Annotated in this window: 28 protein-coding genes; all 28 read left to right on the forward strand. The window is 48.0% G+C overall.

What is annotated here, in order from left to right; genetic code table 11:
• Positions 1-188 precede the first annotated feature (188 nt).
• The 28 genes from rpsJ to WH95_RS19270 all read left to right on the forward strand — a co-directional run bounded on the left by rpsJ (position 189) and on the right by WH95_RS19270 (position 15,828).
• Positions 189-503 carry a 30S ribosomal protein S10 gene (gene rpsJ, locus WH95_RS19135; RefSeq protein WP_046510018.1) on the forward strand — a complete coding sequence of 105 codons (315 nt, stop codon included), beginning with the start codon at positions 189-191 and terminating at the stop codon, positions 501-503.
• A gap of 3 nt (positions 504-506) precedes the next feature.
• On the forward strand, positions 507-1,220 hold the full coding sequence (gene rplC, locus WH95_RS19140) for a 50S ribosomal protein L3 (protein WP_046510019.1): 714 nt from the start codon (positions 507-509) through the stop codon (positions 1,218-1,220).
• A 2-nt stretch (positions 1,221-1,222) separates the two neighbouring features.
• Entirely contained in the window at positions 1,223-1,840 is a 618-nt protein-coding gene (rplD, locus tag WH95_RS19145) for a 50S ribosomal protein L4 (protein ID WP_046510020.1), read from the forward strand.
• Complete coding sequence (locus WH95_RS19150; protein ID WP_046510021.1) at positions 1,837-2,169, forward strand: 50S ribosomal protein L23; 333 nt, start codon at positions 1,837-1,839, stop codon at positions 2,167-2,169. Before rplD ends, WH95_RS19150 begins: the two co-directional genes overlap by 4 nt.
• A 4-nt stretch (positions 2,170-2,173) precedes the next feature.
• The gene (gene rplB, locus WH95_RS19155) at positions 2,174-3,004 is read left to right on the forward strand and encodes a 50S ribosomal protein L2 (protein ID WP_046510022.1); all 831 of its coding nucleotides are present in this window, start codon (positions 2,174-2,176) and stop codon (positions 3,002-3,004) included.
• 16 nt (positions 3,005-3,020) lie between these two features.
• Positions 3,021-3,305, forward strand: coding sequence for a 30S ribosomal protein S19 (rpsS, locus tag WH95_RS19160; protein WP_046510023.1), 285 nt, complete (start codon positions 3,021-3,023; stop codon positions 3,303-3,305).
• On the forward strand, positions 3,302-3,682 hold the full coding sequence (gene rplV / locus WH95_RS19165; protein WP_046510024.1) for a 50S ribosomal protein L22: 381 nt from the start codon (positions 3,302-3,304) through the stop codon (positions 3,680-3,682). The genes rpsS and rplV overlap by 4 nt, the downstream gene beginning before the upstream one ends.
• The gene (gene rpsC, locus WH95_RS19170) at positions 3,682-4,362 is read left to right on the forward strand and encodes a 30S ribosomal protein S3 (RefSeq protein ID WP_046510025.1); all 681 of its coding nucleotides are present in this window, start codon (positions 3,682-3,684) and stop codon (positions 4,360-4,362) included. Before rplV ends, rpsC begins: the two co-directional genes overlap by 1 nt.
• Before the next feature lie 26 nt (positions 4,363-4,388).
• Positions 4,389-4,811, forward strand: a complete 423-nt coding sequence (gene rplP, locus WH95_RS19175) for a 50S ribosomal protein L16 (protein WP_046510026.1) — start codon at positions 4,389-4,391, stop codon at positions 4,809-4,811.
• A complete protein-coding gene (rpmC, locus tag WH95_RS19180; RefSeq protein WP_046510027.1) occupies positions 4,811-5,005 on the forward strand; it encodes a 50S ribosomal protein L29 in 195 nt (64 codons plus the stop codon). Before rplP ends, rpmC begins: the two co-directional genes overlap by 1 nt.
• A 12-nt stretch (positions 5,006-5,017) precedes the next feature.
• Complete coding sequence (gene rpsQ / locus WH95_RS19185) at positions 5,018-5,263, forward strand: 30S ribosomal protein S17 (RefSeq protein ID WP_046510028.1); 246 nt, start codon at positions 5,018-5,020, stop codon at positions 5,261-5,263.
• Positions 5,264-5,279: 16 nt separating this feature from the next.
• Positions 5,280-5,648: a 50S ribosomal protein L14 gene (rplN, locus tag WH95_RS19190; RefSeq protein ID WP_046510029.1), complete on the forward strand. Its 369-nt coding sequence runs from the start codon at positions 5,280-5,282 to the stop codon at positions 5,646-5,648.
• Complete coding sequence (gene rplX / locus WH95_RS19195) at positions 5,648-5,968, forward strand: 50S ribosomal protein L24 (protein WP_046510030.1); 321 nt, start codon at positions 5,648-5,650, stop codon at positions 5,966-5,968. Before rplN ends, rplX begins: the two co-directional genes overlap by 1 nt.
• A gap of 13 nt (positions 5,969-5,981) precedes the next feature.
• A complete protein-coding gene (rplE, locus tag WH95_RS19200; RefSeq protein WP_046510059.1) occupies positions 5,982-6,527 on the forward strand; it encodes a 50S ribosomal protein L5 in 546 nt (181 codons plus the stop codon).
• A 22-nt stretch (positions 6,528-6,549) separates the two neighbouring features.
• The gene (gene rpsN / locus WH95_RS19205; protein WP_046510031.1) at positions 6,550-6,855 is read left to right on the forward strand and encodes a 30S ribosomal protein S14; all 306 of its coding nucleotides are present in this window, start codon (positions 6,550-6,552) and stop codon (positions 6,853-6,855) included.
• Positions 6,856-6,870: 15 nt separating this feature from the next.
• Positions 6,871-7,269, forward strand: coding sequence for a 30S ribosomal protein S8 (gene rpsH / locus WH95_RS19210; protein ID WP_046510032.1), 399 nt, complete (start codon positions 6,871-6,873; stop codon positions 7,267-7,269).
• Positions 7,270-7,280: 11 nt separating this feature from the next.
• The gene (gene rplF, locus WH95_RS19215) at positions 7,281-7,814 is read left to right on the forward strand and encodes a 50S ribosomal protein L6 (RefSeq protein ID WP_046510033.1); all 534 of its coding nucleotides are present in this window, start codon (positions 7,281-7,283) and stop codon (positions 7,812-7,814) included.
• A gap of 3 nt (positions 7,815-7,817) precedes the next feature.
• The gene (gene rplR, locus WH95_RS19220) at positions 7,818-8,180 is read left to right on the forward strand and encodes a 50S ribosomal protein L18 (RefSeq protein ID WP_046510034.1); all 363 of its coding nucleotides are present in this window, start codon (positions 7,818-7,820) and stop codon (positions 8,178-8,180) included.
• Between the two features lie 13 nt (positions 8,181-8,193).
• The gene (gene rpsE / locus WH95_RS19225; RefSeq protein WP_046510035.1) at positions 8,194-8,760 is read left to right on the forward strand and encodes a 30S ribosomal protein S5; all 567 of its coding nucleotides are present in this window, start codon (positions 8,194-8,196) and stop codon (positions 8,758-8,760) included.
• Between the two features lie 5 nt (positions 8,761-8,765).
• Positions 8,766-8,954 carry a 50S ribosomal protein L30 gene (gene rpmD, locus WH95_RS19230; protein ID WP_046510036.1) on the forward strand — a complete coding sequence of 63 codons (189 nt, stop codon included), beginning with the start codon at positions 8,766-8,768 and terminating at the stop codon, positions 8,952-8,954.
• 46 nt (positions 8,955-9,000) lie between these two features.
• Positions 9,001-9,465, forward strand: coding sequence for a 50S ribosomal protein L15 (gene rplO / locus WH95_RS19235; RefSeq protein WP_052742166.1), 465 nt, complete (start codon positions 9,001-9,003; stop codon positions 9,463-9,465).
• 89 nt (positions 9,466-9,554) lie between these two features.
• Complete coding sequence (gene secY / locus WH95_RS19240) at positions 9,555-10,880, forward strand: preprotein translocase subunit SecY (protein WP_046510038.1); 1,326 nt, start codon at positions 9,555-9,557, stop codon at positions 10,878-10,880.
• Positions 10,877-11,449, forward strand: a complete 573-nt coding sequence (locus WH95_RS19245) for an adenylate kinase (protein ID WP_046510039.1) — start codon at positions 10,877-10,879, stop codon at positions 11,447-11,449. The genes secY and WH95_RS19245 overlap by 4 nt, the downstream gene beginning before the upstream one ends.
• 263 nt (positions 11,450-11,712) lie before the next feature.
• Entirely contained in the window at positions 11,713-12,081 is a 369-nt protein-coding gene (gene rpsM / locus WH95_RS19250; protein ID WP_046510040.1) for a 30S ribosomal protein S13, read from the forward strand.
• 14 nt (positions 12,082-12,095) lie between these two features.
• Entirely contained in the window at positions 12,096-12,488 is a 393-nt protein-coding gene (gene rpsK, locus WH95_RS19255; protein ID WP_046510041.1) for a 30S ribosomal protein S11, read from the forward strand.
• Between the two features lie 158 nt (positions 12,489-12,646).
• Complete coding sequence (locus WH95_RS19260; RefSeq protein ID WP_046510042.1) at positions 12,647-13,663, forward strand: DNA-directed RNA polymerase subunit alpha; 1,017 nt, start codon at positions 12,647-12,649, stop codon at positions 13,661-13,663.
• 129 nt (positions 13,664-13,792) lie between these two features.
• A complete protein-coding gene (gene rplQ, locus WH95_RS19265) occupies positions 13,793-14,212 on the forward strand; it encodes a 50S ribosomal protein L17 (protein ID WP_046510043.1) in 420 nt (139 codons plus the stop codon).
• Between the two features lie 179 nt (positions 14,213-14,391).
• Positions 14,392-15,828: a DegQ family serine endoprotease gene (locus tag WH95_RS19270; RefSeq protein ID WP_046510044.1), complete on the forward strand. Its 1,437-nt coding sequence runs from the start codon at positions 14,392-14,394 to the stop codon at positions 15,826-15,828.
• Positions 15,829-15,869 lie beyond the last annotated feature (41 nt).

Raw genomic sequence — 15,869 nt, forward strand, 5'->3', positions numbered from 1 at the left:
CTGGTGTCGTTTCAAGCATCTCAAAATAAAAAAAGTAAAATAGTTGTTGATAGCGACGGTGCGTTTTGGTAAAGAACGCACCGTCGCTTCTTTTTGTGACGAAATTGTTTAGATTTAACTCTGAAAGGGGTTAACTGCGTTCCAATGCCGCGAATGGTACGAACGGGTTAATCAAAGGGTGGCTGAGAATGTCCAGCCAGAATATTAGAATTCGCCTAAAGGCGTACGATCACAGGGTCCTAGACCAATCTACATCTGAGATCGTAGGGACTGCCAAGCGCACAGGTGCGCAGGTTCAAGGTCCTATTCCACTACCGACTCGCATTGAGAAATTTACAGTCCTTCGTGGTCCTCACATCGATAAGAAAAGTCGTGAGCAGTTCGAAATCAGAACTCACAAGCGTCTTATTGACATCGTTGAGCCAACACCACAAACCGTAGACGCGCTTATGAAGCTTGATCTTGCGGCTGGTGTTGATGTTGAGATTAAACTGAAAGGCTAAGCAATGCGTACGGGTCTTATTGCGCAGAAACTTGGTATGTCTCGCGTCTTCACAGAAGCTGGAAATCATGTTCCAGTAACTGTTTTGAAGCTAGAGAGCTGTCAGGTTGTTGCAGTCCGTAATCAAGAGACGGACGGCTATAATGCGGTTCAGCTTGGCTCTGGTGTAGCCAAGGTGAAGAATGTGAGTAAAGCTGAGCGTGGCCACTATGCCAAAGCTAAGGTTGCTCCGAAGAAACATACAGCAGAATTCCGTGTATCAGCAGATGCCCTATTGGACGTCGGTGCTGAGTTGGATGCGGGTCACTTTGTTGCAGGTCAGTATGTAGACGTTACCGGTACTTCTATCGGTAAAGGTTTCGCTGGTGCGATGAAGCGTCATAATTTTGGTGGTCTACGTGCTTCGCACGGTGTTTCCGTTTCTCACCGTAGTCACGGTTCTACTGGTAACAGTCAGGATCCTGGTAAGGTGTTCAAGGGTAAGAAAATGGCTGGTCACATGGGTGATCGTCGCGTGACTACCCAGAATCTGGAAATCGTTGCTACCGATGGTGACAATGGCTTGATCCTTGTAAAAGGTGCTATCCCTGGCTCAAAAGGCGGTTGGGTTTACATTAGCGATGCTGTGAAGCGTGCACTTCCTGAAGGTGTTCCGTTCCCTGCTGGTCTAAAAGCTGCTGCTGCTGAAGCTCCTGCTGCTGAAGAGAAGGATCAATAACCATGAAGATCGCGGTTACATCCCTCGAAAATAAAAAAGCTGGTGAAGTTGAACTGAACGAAGCTGTGTTCGGTCTTCCTGTTCGTGCTGATCTACTCGCACGTATGGTCAACTATCAGCTCGCCAAGCGTCGTGCTGGCACACACAAGGTTAAGGAACGCGGCGAAGTTCGCGGTTCAACCCGTAAGATCAAGAATCAGAAAGGTGGCGGCGCTCGTCACGGTTCTATTCGTGCGAACATCTTCCGTGGTGGTGGTGTTGTACACGGGCCTCGCGTTCGTGATCATTCACACGATCTTCCAAAGAAAGTTCGTCTTCTTGCTCTTAAAACTGCACTTTCAGCAAAAGCTGCTGAAGGTAAGTTGGTTGTTCTTGATAACACCGAAGTCAAAGAACCAAAAACTTCTGCATTGGTTAAGCAGTTGGCAGCATTGGGCTGGTCTTCAGCTCTTGTTATCGACGGCGCGTCAGTGAACGAAGGTTTTGCTCGTGCTTCTCGCAATATTCCATGCGTTGATGTTCTGCCACAGCAGGGCGCAAACGTGTTTGATATTTTGCGTCGCGACACATTGGTTCTGACCAAGGATGCTGTTGAAGCGCTGGAGGCGCGTCTAAAATGAGCAGAGCACGCGCACGTAACACCAAGCCGGTGACCATTTCTAAAGAACGGATGTATGAAATCATTCGTCGTCCGGTCATCACCGAGAAGGCTACACTTGGTTCAGAAAACAACCAGGTTACCTTCCAAGTACCGCTTGATGCTTCTAAGCCTGAAATCAGTTTGGCAGTTGAAGGTTTGTTTGGCGTTAAGGTTGAAGCGGTTAATACCCTTCGCGTTAAAGGCAAAACAAAACGTTTCAAAGGTCGTCCTGGACGTCGTTCCGACGTTAAAAAGGCTATTGTTTCCCTGTCTGACGGGGACAGCATCGACGTGACGACGGGAATTTAATCCGATGGCGTTGAAAACTTTTAATCCAGTCACACCAAGTCAAAGAAACCTGGTGTTGATCGATCGCTCTGATCTTTACAAAGGCAAGCCGGTTAAGAAATTGACCGAAGGTCTTACAAAGTCAGGTGGACGTAATAATAATGGTCGGATCACCATGCGCCGTCGTGGCGGTGGTCACAAGCGTTCTTACCGTATCATCGATTTCAAACGTACAAAGTTTGATGTTGCTGCTACTGTACAACGCATTGAGTACGATCCGAACCGTACGGCGTTTATCGCCTTAATCGAATATGCAGATGGTGAGCAAGCTTATATCTTGGCTCCTCAGCGCCTGCAGGTCGGTGATAGTGTCATCTCTGGTGCTAAAACCGATGTTAAACCTGGTAATGCTATGCCACTTAGCGCGATTCCTGTGGGTACTATTGTCCACAATGTCGAGCTGAAGGCTGGCAAGGGTGGGCAGATTGCTCGTTCAGCCGGTACTTATGTACAGTTGGTTGGTCGCGATGCAGGATATGCCCAAATTCGCTTGAACTCTGGCGAGTTACGTATGGTACGCGCCGAATGCATGGCGACGGTTGGATCCGTGTCCAACCCGGACAATTCAAACCAGAAGCTTGGTAAAGCTGGCCGTAATCGTTGGCTTGGCAAGCGTCCGTCTGTCCGTGGTGTTGCTATGAACCCGGTGGACCACCCGCACGGTGGTGGTGAAGGTCGTACTTCGGGTGGTCGTCACCCGGTCACTCCTTGGGGGAAACCTACAAAGGGTGCTCGTACTCGCTCCAACAAGAAGACCGATGGGTTGATTATCCGTCGTCGTCATCAGAAACGCTAAGTGAGGGGATGGCCATATGGCTCGTTCCGTTTGGAAAGGCCCGTTTGTTGACGCCTGTCTGTTAAAGAAGGCTGAGACCGTGCGAAGCGCGGGTCGTAACGAAATTATTAAGACATGGTCCCGTCGTTCCACCATCATGCCACAGTTTGTTGGCTTGACTTTTGGTGTGTACAACGGCCGTAAGCACATCCCAGTTCTAGTAACTGAGAATATGGTTGGCCATAAATTCGGTGAATTCGCGCCATCGCGTACCTATTGGGGTCATGCTGTGGATAAGAAAGCGAAGAAAGGCAGAAAATGAGTAAGTCAAAACGTGATCGTGCGTTAGCTGACAACGAAGCTCGTGCTATTGCTGTTAACCTTCGCACTTCACCGCGCAAACTAAACCTGGTTGCGGCAAGCATTCGTGGGAAATCTGCAGAATCTGCTTTGGCAGAGCTGACTTTCTCCAAGCGTCGTATTGCTATTGAAGTGAAAAAAGCACTTCAATCTGCAATTGCTAATGCTGAAAACAACCATCAGCTTGATGTAGATCGTCTCTTTGTATCTGAGGCTTTCGTCGGTAAAAGCTTTGTCATGAAGCGTTTCCGGGCTCGTGCTCGCGGTCGTGTTGGCCGTTTGCTTAAGCCTTGGAGCCAATTGACAGTTGTTGTCCGTGAACGCGAGGAGACAGCGTAATGGGTCAGAAGATTAATCCTATCGGCCTTCGTGTCGGTATCATCCGGACCTGGGATTCTCGTTGGTTTGCAGATGGTGACTATGCTGATCTGCTTCATGAAGACCTTGGCATTCGTGAGTTTCTGCGTGAGCGCTTGAAACAAGCTGGTGTTTCTCGGATCATCATTGAGCGCCCAGCGAAGAAAGCCCGTGTTACCATTTATACTGCCCGTCCGGGTGTTGTGATCGGTAAAAAGGGATCGGATATTGAAAAACTGCGTCGTGAGCTTCAGAAACTTACTTCTAGCGAAGTACATCTGAATATCGTAGAAATCCGGAAACCAGAAATTGATGCGAAATTGGTTGCAGACAACATCTGTAGTCAGTTAGAACGTCGTGTGGCTTTCCGTCGTGCTATGAAACGATCTGTTCAGTCAGCTATGCGTCTAGGCGCACAGGGCATTCGTATTAACTGTGCCGGCCGTTTGGGCGGTGCTGAGATTGCTCGTACTGAATGGTATCGTGAAGGACGTGTTCCACTCCACACACTCCGTGCGGAAGTTGATTACGCTGAGTCCCGTGCATCCACCACTTTCGGTATTTGTGGTGTGAAGGTATGGATCTTCAAGGGCGAGATCATGGAACATGACCCAATGGCCATGGATAAGCGATCTCAGGATTCACAGGCCGCTCGTTCGTAACGGGCTTAGCTTGAGGAAATAGTAATATGTTGCAGCCAAAGCGGACTAAATTCCGCAAAGCACATAAAGGCCGGATCCACGGTAATGCTAAGGGTGGCACCCAATTGAATTTTGGTGCCTACGGTCTTAAAGCCGTAACCCCTGGTCGTGTATCTGCCCGACAAATCGAAGCGGCCCGTCGTACCGTTACGCGTCACATGAAGCGTGTCGGTAAGTTATGGATCCGCATCTTCCCAGACGTGCCGGTTTCTTCTAAACCAGCAGAAGTTCGTCAGGGTAAAGGTAAAGGTAACATCGAATGGTGGGCAGCTAGGGTTAAGCCTGGTCGTGTCATCTTTGAACTCGATGGTGTTCCTTTGGACGTTGCTCGCGAGGCTTTCTCGTTGGCAGCTGCTAAACTACCAATTCAGACGAAATTTATTGTTCGTCCGGGTGAAGGAGTGAACTAATGAAATCAAGTGATCTCCGTACTAAAACGGCTGATGAGCTTAAAGAAGAGATGGTAAAGCTGCGTAAAGAGCAGTTTAACCTCCGCTTCCAACAAGCCAGCGGTCAGCTTGAAAACACGGCTCGTTGTCGTCAGGTTCGCCGCGACATTGCACGAGTTAAAACTGTCCTGCAGTCTCTGCAGGCAGCTTCTTAAGGAGTTTACACAATGCCACGGCGTGTGTTGCAGGGTGTCGTAGTTAGCGATAAGACCGACAAGACCATTACTGTTCTTGTAGAACGTCGCGTTATGCATCCGATCTACAAGAAGTTCATTAAGCGTTCGAAGAAGTATCACGCTCATGACGAGACCAACGCAGTAAAAGCGGGAGATGTCGTCAAGATTCGTGAATGCAGTCCAATTTCCAAGACTAAGTCTTGGGAAGTGGTCAGTGACGCTTCTACCGAAGCATAGTATTTAGGATATAGCCATGATCCAGATGCAGTCTCAGCTTGAAGTAGCTGACAACTCCGGTGCTCGTAGAGTACAGTGCATCAAGGTGCTTGGTGGTTCCAAACGTAAAACCGCCAGTGTTGGTGACGTCATCAAAGTCTCTGTCAAGGAAGCAATTCCACGTGGCAAAGTCAAAAAAGGTGATGTACACCGTGCCGTGATTGTACGCACGGCAAAAGAAATCCGTCGTCAAGACGGCACCTCGATCCGCTTTGATACTAATGCGGCTGTTTTGATTAACAAATCAAATGAGCCTATTGGTACTCGTATTTTCGGCCCGGTTACCCGTGAACTGCGTGCGCGCAGCTTCATGAAAATCGTGTCATTGGCGCCTGAGGTGCTGTAATGAGCAAAAAGTTTAAGATCAAAAAAGGCGACCAGGTTGTTCTTACAACCGGTCGTGACAAGGGTAAGAAAGGCGAAGTGCTTCGTGTACTTCGCGACGAGGATCGCGTTGTTGTACAAGGCGTAAACGTCGTGAAGAAGCATCAGTCTGCTTCCCAGACATCACAGGGCGGAATCATCGAACAAGAAGCTTCCGTTCATATTTCTAATATTGCACTAGTTGACCCTAAATCTGGGGATGCCACACGCGTTGGCTTCCGTACAGAAGGGGATCGCAAAGTGCGCTTCGCCAAGAAATCTGGCGAAGTAGTTGATGTATAAGGCGAGGTTGACCATGACACAGCCACGCTTGAAGGCACATTACAACAGTGAAGTTAGAGACGCTCTTAAGGGTGAATTTAACTACACTAACCCAATGCAGATTCCTAAGCTTGAGAAAATCGTGCTTAATATCGGTGTTGGTAAAGCCGTACAGGACACCAAAAAGGTTAAACATGCAGCTGCTGAACTAGAAGCAATTGCTGCACAAAAACCTGTTATCACACGTGCCAAGAAATCCATCGCGGGTTTCAAGGTTCGTGAAGATATGCCACTAGGCTGTAAGGTGACACTGCGCGGTGATCGCATGTATGAATTCCTTGATCGTCTTGTGACGATTGCTCTTCCACGTGTTCGTGATTTTCGCGGCGTGAAAGGCAATGCATTTGACGGCCTTGGTAATTATAACATGGGTCTCAAGGAGCAGATTGTTTTCCCGGAAATCGAATACGATCGCGTAGACGAAATTCGCGGAATGAATATTACCATCTGCACCACGGCGAAAACCGATGAGGAAGCGAAAGCTCTCCTTGCAAGGTTCGACATGCCGTTCGCTAACTGAACGGGCAGAAAGGAATAGTAAAATGGCTAAGAAAAGTGCCATTGCTAAGAACGAAAAACGCCGCCGTATGGTAGCAAAGCAAGCTGAAAAGCGTGCTGCGCTTAAGGCGATTGCAACAGACCGTTCTGCTTCCCCGGAAGAAGTCTTCCAGGCTAGCATGAAATTGGCTCAGTTGCCTCGTGACGGTGCAAAGATCCGCGTACGTAACCGTTGTGGCGTCACAGGACGTCCTCGTGGATTTTATCGTAAGTTCAAGCTCTCTCGTATCGCACTTCGTGATCTGGCCTCTGTAGGTCAGGCACCTGGTGTCGTTAAATCGAGCTGGTAAGGAAGGACCGACGATATGGCGATGAGCGATCCTTTAGGGGATATGCTGACCCGCATCCGTAACGGACAACGGGTTGGTAAAAGCGTCGTTCGCGCGCCGGCTTCAAAGCTGCGCGCCAATGTACTAGAAGTTCTGAAACGCGAAGGTTTTATTCGTGGCTTCAGTAAAGTTGACGTTCGTGCCGGTGTAAGTGAACTGGCTATCGAACTGAAATACGCAGATGGTGATCCGGCGATTTCTGAAATCAGCCGTGTGTCACGTCCTGGTCGTCGCGTGTACTCTAAAATTAAAGAGCTACCACGCTACTACAACGGACTGGGTGTCACCATTCTTTCTACACCTAGCGGTGTAATGTCCGATCAAGAGGCCCGTACTGCCAATGTTGGTGGTGAGGTTCTCTGCCAGGTATTCTAAGGGAGTTTGATATGTCTCGTGTAGGCAAGAACCCCGTAGAAGTACCAAGCGGGGTCGAACTAAAGATAGACGGCAATGTCGTCTCTGCAAAAGGGAAGCTGGGTGAACTCAGCTTCGCAGCAACGGATGATGTAAATATTACTCTTGATGAGGGTAAAGTTACTGTCACTCCAGCTAATGACAGCAAGCGTGCTCGCTCTATGTGGGGTACTGCTCGCAGTCGTGTCCAGAATCTGGTGACTGGTGTTTCCGAAGGTTACACCAAGAACCTTGAGATTAACGGTGTTGGTTATCGCGCGGCTGTTCAAGGTAACACTTTGAACCTGCAGCTTGGCTATTCACATGATGTTCTCTTCCCAATTCCGGAAGGGATCACTATCAAGTGTGATAAGCCAACGGCTGTTGCCGTTTCGGGGATCGACAAGCAGAAAGTCGGCCAGGTGGCTGCTGTCATTCGTGGGTACCGCCCACCAGAGCCTTACAAAGGCAAAGGTGTTAAGTACGCGGATGAAGTCATTCTGCGCAAAGAAGGCAAGAAGAAGTAACCCATGCGTAAGCTTAATTCATTGCACGATCGCCGCAAAAGTCGCGTTCGTACACAGCTACGGCGCACGGGTAATGGTCGTCCTCGCCTGTCAGTATTTCGTTCGAGCAAAAATATCTATGCTCAAGTGATTGATGACAAGCAGGGTGTCACTGTTGCCGCTGCGTCAACCCTGGACGGAGCTCTGAAAAGCGAATTGAAAACCGGTGCAGATAAAAATGCAGCTATTAAGGTTGGAAAACTCGTTGCAGAGCGCGCCGTCGCCGCCGGTATCACGGACGTCGTTTTCGACCGTGGTGGATACATTTATCATGGTCGCGTGAAAGCTCTTGCTGACGCGGCTCGTGAAGCTGGCTTAAAGTTCTAAGGGGACTAGTTTTATGGCACGTTCTCAAAAAGAAAATCGCGGTCGTAGAGACGATCGCAACCGCGATGAACCGGAACTGATCGAAAAACTGGTTGGTATTAACCGTGTTGCCAAGGTGGTCAAAGGTGGCCGTCGTTTTGGCTTCGCTGCTATTGTCGTCGTTGGTGACGGTCGTGGTCGCGTAGGTCATGGCACTGGTAAAGCCCGTGAAGTTCCTGAAGCAATTCGTAAGGCTACGGAAGCTGCAAAACAGAACATGGTTCGTGTTCCTCTTCGTGAGGGCCGTACTTTGCACCATGACATCAAAGGTCACTTTGGTGCAGGCCGTGTTGTAATGCGCAGTGCACCAGTGGGTACCGGTATTATATCCGGTGGTCCTCTCCGTGCCGTTTTTGAAGCTCTTGGTGTTCAGGATGTGGTCTCTAAGTCCACAGGTACTTCGAACCCGCACAACCTGATTAAAGCTGCTATTGATGGCCTGACGCGTTCGCGTAGCCCTCGTATGGTTGCTCAGCGTCGCGGCAAGAAGGTTTCTGATATTCTAGGCAACCGTGCTACAGGCACAGAAGCTCAAGGATAAATACCATGGCAGCTAAAAAAACGATTACTGTGGTACAGGTAGGAAGTCCAATCGGACGGACTAAAGATCAGCGCGCAACACTTGTTGGTCTGGGCCTCAATAAAATGAACCGCCGTCGTACACTGGAAGATACACCTTCCGTACGTGGCATGATCAACAAGGTTAGCCATCTTGTTAAGGTGGTGGAGGCCTAAGGGCCTCTCACTATCCTGACAAGAAGGAGAAACTGGGACCATTACGATGAAGCTAAATCAGCTTTCCGATAACCCAGGTGCTACGAAAGATCGCAAACGCGTCGGTCGTGGTACTGGTTCCGGCTACGGCAAGAATGCCGGTGGCGGACACAAGGGTCAAAAGTCTCGTTCCGGCGTAAGCATTAAAGGCTTCGAAGGCGGTCAGATGCCATTGCATCGTCGTCTGCCGAAACGTGGATTTAACAACATCTTCCGGAAGAACTATGTTCCTTTGAACATTGGTCGTCTTCAGGCAGCGATTGACGCGAAGAAAATCGATGCTAAAAAGCCGATCGATCAAGAAGTTCTTGTTACTTCTGGTATCATTACCAATGCTCGTGACGGCATTCGCCTGTTGGCGAACGGCGAACTGAAAGCAAAAGTGGAAATCACTGTTGCTGGTGCTTCAGCCGCTGCTATTGCAGCCGTAGAGAAGTCAGGTGGCTCTGTCACCGTTCCTGCGAGCAAGTAATTTTGTAAAGGCAGAAATCCCTTTCTTTTGATGGGGGTTTCTGCCTTTAGTATTCTTTAGACAATTTTTATATTACCGGGAATAGGCATATGGCATCTGCTGCTGAGCAATTAGCCGCGAATATTAATCTTAGTGCGTTTTCTAAAGCCACAGATTTGAAAAAGCGTATCTGGTTCACTCTGGGTGCGCTTATTGTGTATCGTCTAGGAACTTATATTCCTCTTCCCGGAATTGATCCTATTGTATTCCAGCAAGCTTTCAACGCACAAGCGGGTGGCGTGCTTGGGATGTTTAACCTCTTTTCCGGTGGTGCTCTTGAGAGAATGACAATTCTCGCCTTGAACATCATGCCGTATATTTCTGCATCCATTATTATGCAGCTGATGACCGCAATCTCTCCTCAGATTGAAGCTCTCAAAAAAGAAGGCGAGGCCGGTCGTAAGAAAATCAACCAATACACTCGCTACGGTACAGTGGTCCTGGCTGCTGTCCAGGCCTATGGTATTGCCCGCGGTTTACAGGGGGCTCAGGATTTTGGGGCTGCCGTTATTAATCCGGGACTGTTCTTTGAACTGACAACAGTCATCACCTTGACAGGTGGTACAATCTTCCTGATGTGGCTAGGTGAACAGATTACCCAACGTGGCATTGGTAACGGTATTTCTCTGATTATCTTCTCTGGTATTGTTGCAGGCCTGCCATCAGCTTTGGCGCAAACATTTCAGCTAAGTCAGAGCAATGGTTTTGTTGCCTTGATCATTCTGTTGGTTCCATTGGTTATTGCTGGTATTGTTTGTTTTGAACGCGCGCATCGTAAAGTGATTGTTCAGTATCCAAAGCGTCAGGTTGGTAACAAAATGTTCGGTGGCGATTCTTCTCACCTGCCAATCAAGCTGAACGTGTCTGGTGTGATTCCGCCAATCTTTGCATCTTCTTTGCTGTTGATGCCAATTACGGCTGCACAGTTTTCTGCCGGAAGTTCTGAGTGGCTGACATGGGTTACTGCAAACCTAGGTCGTGGTACTGTTGGATACATGCTTCTTTTCAGTACGCTGATCGCTTTTTTTGCTTTCTTCTACAAGACGATTGTCTTCAATACAGAAGAAACAGCAGACAACCTTAAGAAAAATGGCGGTTTTGTTCCTGGCATTCGCCCTGGAAAAAACACAGCTGCACATCTTGACTATATCATCAATCGGCTAACAATTGCTGGGGCTGCATATCTTGTAGCTGTATGTTTGCTACCTGAGATTTTGATCTCTCAATATGCTGTTCCATTCTATTTTGGCGGGACAAGTCTTTTGATTGTCGTTTCCGTAACAATGGATACGGTCGGACAGATCCATTCTCACCTGGTGGCTCATCAGTATGAAGGCCTAATTAAAAAATCAAAATTAAAGGGTAGGCGTGGATGAACATAGTATTGTTTGGCCCTCCGGGCGCGGGTAAGGGCACACAGGCAGCAATTCTGGTTGAGCAGCACAACATTGTGCAGCTTTCAACAGGGGACATGTTAAGAGCAGCGGTTGCTGCGGGGACAGAGCTTGGCAAACAAGCCAAGTCTGTTATGGATGCTGGTCAGTTGGTTGCTGATGATCTGATCATTGGGATTATTTCTGATCGTATTGATGAACCAGATTGCAAGAATGGTTTCATTCTCGATGGGTTCCCACGCACTGTTGCCCAGGCTGAGGGTCTGGATGTGATGTTGGAAGAGAAGGGTCTGAAACTCGACAGCACAATTGAGATCGTTGTTGATGAACAGATTCTTTTTAGTCGTATCGAACAGCGTGCAAGTGAAACACCCGAAGAAGAGCGCCGTGCCGACGATAATGCTGAAACACTAAAAAAGCGCTTGGCGGTTTATCATGAACAAACGGCCCCTGTGCTGCCTTATTACGAAGCAAAAGGCAATTTGCACAAAGTGGACGGCATGCAATCAATTGAGGAAGTCGCGAGTCAGATCGCTAATTTCCTTAAGTAAGACTTATCCATTGACAGGCGGACGGATTGGCATATAATCCGCCGCCGAATGGACATTTTTGTTGGGAATCCGAGCTTTTTTGCCGATTTCCAATAAAACGTATTTCGGGTGACTTTATCTACCACCCAATACAATTTCGGGTTTCGGCCTGAAACAAGAACTACACGACGTCTCTCATTTCACCTCTGGAGAATGTCGCGGATTAATTTAACCAAGGGTTTCCAAATACTTGGAGCCTGATCTGTGTTTGTGAGGAGAGCGTAGTGGCTCGTATTGCTGGCGTCAACATCCCGACGCAAAAGCGGGTACTGATCGCATTGACCTATATCCATGGTATTGGTCCTGCGATTTCTAAGAAAATCTGTGAAGAAGTTGGCATTCCGGCTGAACGCCGTGTTAACGAATTGACAGAAGATGAAGTACTTCGCATTCGTGAAACAATTGATAACAACTGCACTGTTGAAGGTGACCTTCGCCGTGAAGTTGCTATGAACATCAAACGTCTGATGGATCTAGGTTGCTTGCGCGGCCTTCGTCATCGTAAACGCCTTCCAGTTCGCGGGCAGCGTACTCGGACCAACGCGCGTACGCGTAAAGGTCCTGCCGTTGCCATCGCTGGTAAGAAGAAATAAGAGGGCAGTAGAAAATGGCTAAAGCTCAGCAGACGCGCGTTAAACGTCGCGAGCGGAAGAATATTTCTTCTGGTATCGCTCACATCAGTGCAACTTTTAACAACACGATCATCACGATCACTGACGTACAGGGGAATGCTATTTCCTGGGCATCAGCTGGTGGTCTAGGTTTTAAAGGTTCTCGTAAGTCCACTCCATATGCTGCTCAGCTTGCTGCAGAAGATGCAGGCAAAAAAGCTCAGGATCATGGAATGAAGACTCTCGAAGTTAACGTAAAGGGCCCAGGGTCAGGACGTGAGTCCGCTCTTCGTGCTCTGCAGGCAGTTGGTTTTACCATCACTGGTATCCGTGATGTAACACCAATTCCGCACAACGGATGTCGTCCACCTAAGCGCCGTCGCGTATAAGTGGATTTTGGGCAGGCTGTTTAACGGGTAGCCTGCCTTTATCTAACTCGTCTAAAGCCGGATTTTGTTTCCGGCTTTTGGCATATACATGACACTGCAAGAACCATTGTTACGTCCCGTTCGTAATCGATAGCTTGCACGTCAAAAGAGGTTTTACTGTGATTCAGACTAACTGGAATGCTTTGATTAAGCCTGAAAGTCTCGTTGTTGAGCCAGGTATTGATAGCAACCGTATTGCTAAAGTTGTTGCTGAGCCGCTAGAGCGTGGTTTCGGTCTTACACTGGGTAATGCGTTGCGTCGCGTTCTTCTGTCATCTTTGCAAGGTGCTGCTGTTACATCCATCCACATCGATGGTGTATTGCACGAGTTCTCATCTATTCCTGGTGTTCGCGAAGACGTTACCGACGTTATTCTTAACATCAAAACCATCGCTCTGCGTATGGAAGGTGAAGAGCCAAAGCGCATGCGTCTTCGTGCAGAAGGTCCTGGCTCTGTTACTGCCGGTCAGATCGAAACAACCGGTGACATCGAAGTGATGAACCCGGATCTTGTGATCTGTACTCTGGATGATGGTGCTCATTTGGACATGGAACTTACAGTTGATACTGGTAAAGGCTATGTTCCTGCTTCTCAGAACCGTGTTGAAGATGCTCCGATCGGTCTTGTACCTGTTGATTCAATCTTCTCGCCAGTTCGTAAAGTGTCTTACAAAGTCGACAACACACGTGTTGGTCAGGTAACTGACTATGACAAGCTGACACTTGAAATCGAAACTGATGGTTCAATCACACCGGAAGATGCGATTGCTGTTGCATCACGTATTCTTCAGGATCAACTTTCTCTCTTCGTGAACTTCGATGAGCCAAAAGTTGAAGAAGTTGATGATCGTCCAAGCGAACCTCCGTTCAACCGTAACCTTCTTCGTAAGGTTGACGAGCTTGAGCTTTCCGTTCGTTCAGCGAATTGCCTCAAAAACGATAACATCGTTTACATCGGTGATCTGGTTCAGAAAACCGAAGCAGAAATGCTACGTACACCAAACTTCGGTCGTAAGTCTCTTAACGAGATCAAAGAAGTTCTTTCTGGCATGGGCCTCCACCTCGGTATGGAAATTGCTGAGTGGCCACCAGAGAACATCGAAGAGTTGGCTAAGCGTCTCGATGAGCCTTTCTAAGAAGGCTTTGAGTTATTAAGGGGAATTCCTCCCCGTACCCTGGCGATTTCCTCTGATCACATAGATCAGGCGGCGTTGGGAATTTTAATCCGTCTCGTGCGCGAGACACTAGATATTAGGAGAACAGATATGCGTCACGGAATGAGTGGTCGTAAACTAAACCGTACTTCCAGCCACCGTAAGGCTATGTTTGCAAACATGGCGCATGCATTGATCAAACACGAACAGATCAAAACAACGCTTCCAAAAGCCAAAGATCTTCGTCCAATCGTTGAGAAATTGGTTACACTTGGCAAGCGCGGTGACCTGCACGCTCGTCGTCAGGCTCTGGCTGTTCTTCGTGATACAAAACTGACTGCTAAACTATTTGACGTACTGGCTGAGCGTTATAAAGATCGTCAGGGTGGTTACACTCGCGTTCTTAAAGCTGGCTTCCGTCATGGTGATATGGCGCCAATGGCTTTCATCGAATTCGTTGATCGTGACGTTGATGCCAAAGGTCAGGATTCTGGTCCTGTAGTTGGTGATGAGGATGAAGGCGAAGAGTAAGCCTCTTTTTCTTCACATTTAAGTACTATCAAAAGGCAGTCCTTGGGACTGCCTTTTGTTTTTGCGTTGAATTATTACGTAAAGATTTTCACAAAGAGATATTTTGGCACGGTCATAACTGTGCTAGATCTCAAGGGAACAAACTGCGAACTGTTTATTTCAAAGGGAACAAAACACCGATGCGTATTCTGCAAACAAATCTATTGCCAGCTTTCCTGTCAATCGTGGCGTTATTTTTGGTTCAGAGTAACTTGTCTGTCTCTTCTGTGCATGCACAGACGGTCCCGACAAGTCAGGCACAGATAAATCTAAGCTTTTCCCCGGTGGTGAAGCAGACTTCCCCTGCGGTGGTCAATATCTTTACCAAAACCTTGGTTAAAGAAAGGGCCGTTCCATCACTGTTCAATGATCCTTTCTTTCGCAAATTTTTTGGGAACAATTTACCCGGACGCGAAAGAAAGAGAATGGGCAGGTCACTTGGTTCAGGTGTGATTGTTCGTGAAAATGGTTTGATCGTTACCAATCATCATGTCATCGATTCTGCAACTGAAATCCAGGTTGTTCTTGCTGATCGTCGGGAATTTTCTGCTGAGCTTGTTTTGAGTGACAAAGATACGGATCTGGCGATCCTGAAAATCGATACAGAAGGTGAAAAGCTGCCTACACTCGAATTGATGGATTCAGATACAATCGATGTGGGTGATCTCGTCCTCGCTATTGGGAATCCCTTTGGTGTTGGGCAGACTGTTACCAGCGGGATTGTTTCTGCCTTGGCAAGAACCCAGGTTGGTGTTGCGGACTTTCAGTTCTTTATTCAGACCGATGCTGCTATTAACCCCGGTAATTCCGGGGGCGCTTTGGTTACTCTGGATGGTAAACTATTGGGTATCAATACGGCGATTTTCTCTTCGTCAAGAAATGGTGGCTCGGTCGGCATTGGCTTTGCCATTCCGGCCAATATGGTGCGCACTGTCGTACATTCAGCAGAAGAAGGCAGAGAGCTGGTCCGTGCTTGGCCCGGTATTGCCGGTCAGGACTTGAATGCTGATCTGGCATTGGGTTTTGGTTTGAATCGCCCAGGCGGCGTGGTTGTTAGTAATGTCTATCCCGGTGGACCTGCTGACAAGGCAGGTATTCGCGGGGGGGATGTTATTCTTTCTGTGGCCGGCAAAGAAGTTATCAATGTCGAATCTTTACGTTTTCGTATTGCGACAATTCCTGTTGGTGAAAAAGTTGAATTGGAACTATGGAGAGGACGAAAAGCCAAAACCGTTACTTATCTGGCAAGCCCAGCCCCAGAGACACCTAAAAGGAATGAACAGGAAATTCGAGGTTCTAATCCTTTGGCTGGCTCTGTCATAGCCAATTTATCACCTGCTTTAGCCGAAGAGTTGCATCTAGGAAGTTTGTGGGAAGGCGTCATTGTAAAGAATGTTGCCCGGCGCAGTCCTGCCCACAGAATAAGCCTTCAGCCACAAGATATTCTTCTTAATGTAAATGGTGTCAAAATCAACAGAGTGTCCGACGTTGAAAAGGCGCTGAACAAAAAGACAAAAAACTGGACATTGGTTATCAGCAGAGAAGGCCGGAAAAGAACGCTTGAATTAAAGCGGTAGTATCTGTTCAGCTCGTTTGGAAAATGAAGATGATGCCACAA

The sequence above is a fragment of the Kiloniella litopenaei genome (genome assembly GCF_000982415.1).
Lineage (GTDB): Bacteria > Pseudomonadota > Alphaproteobacteria > Kiloniellales > Kiloniellaceae > Kiloniella > Kiloniella litopenaei.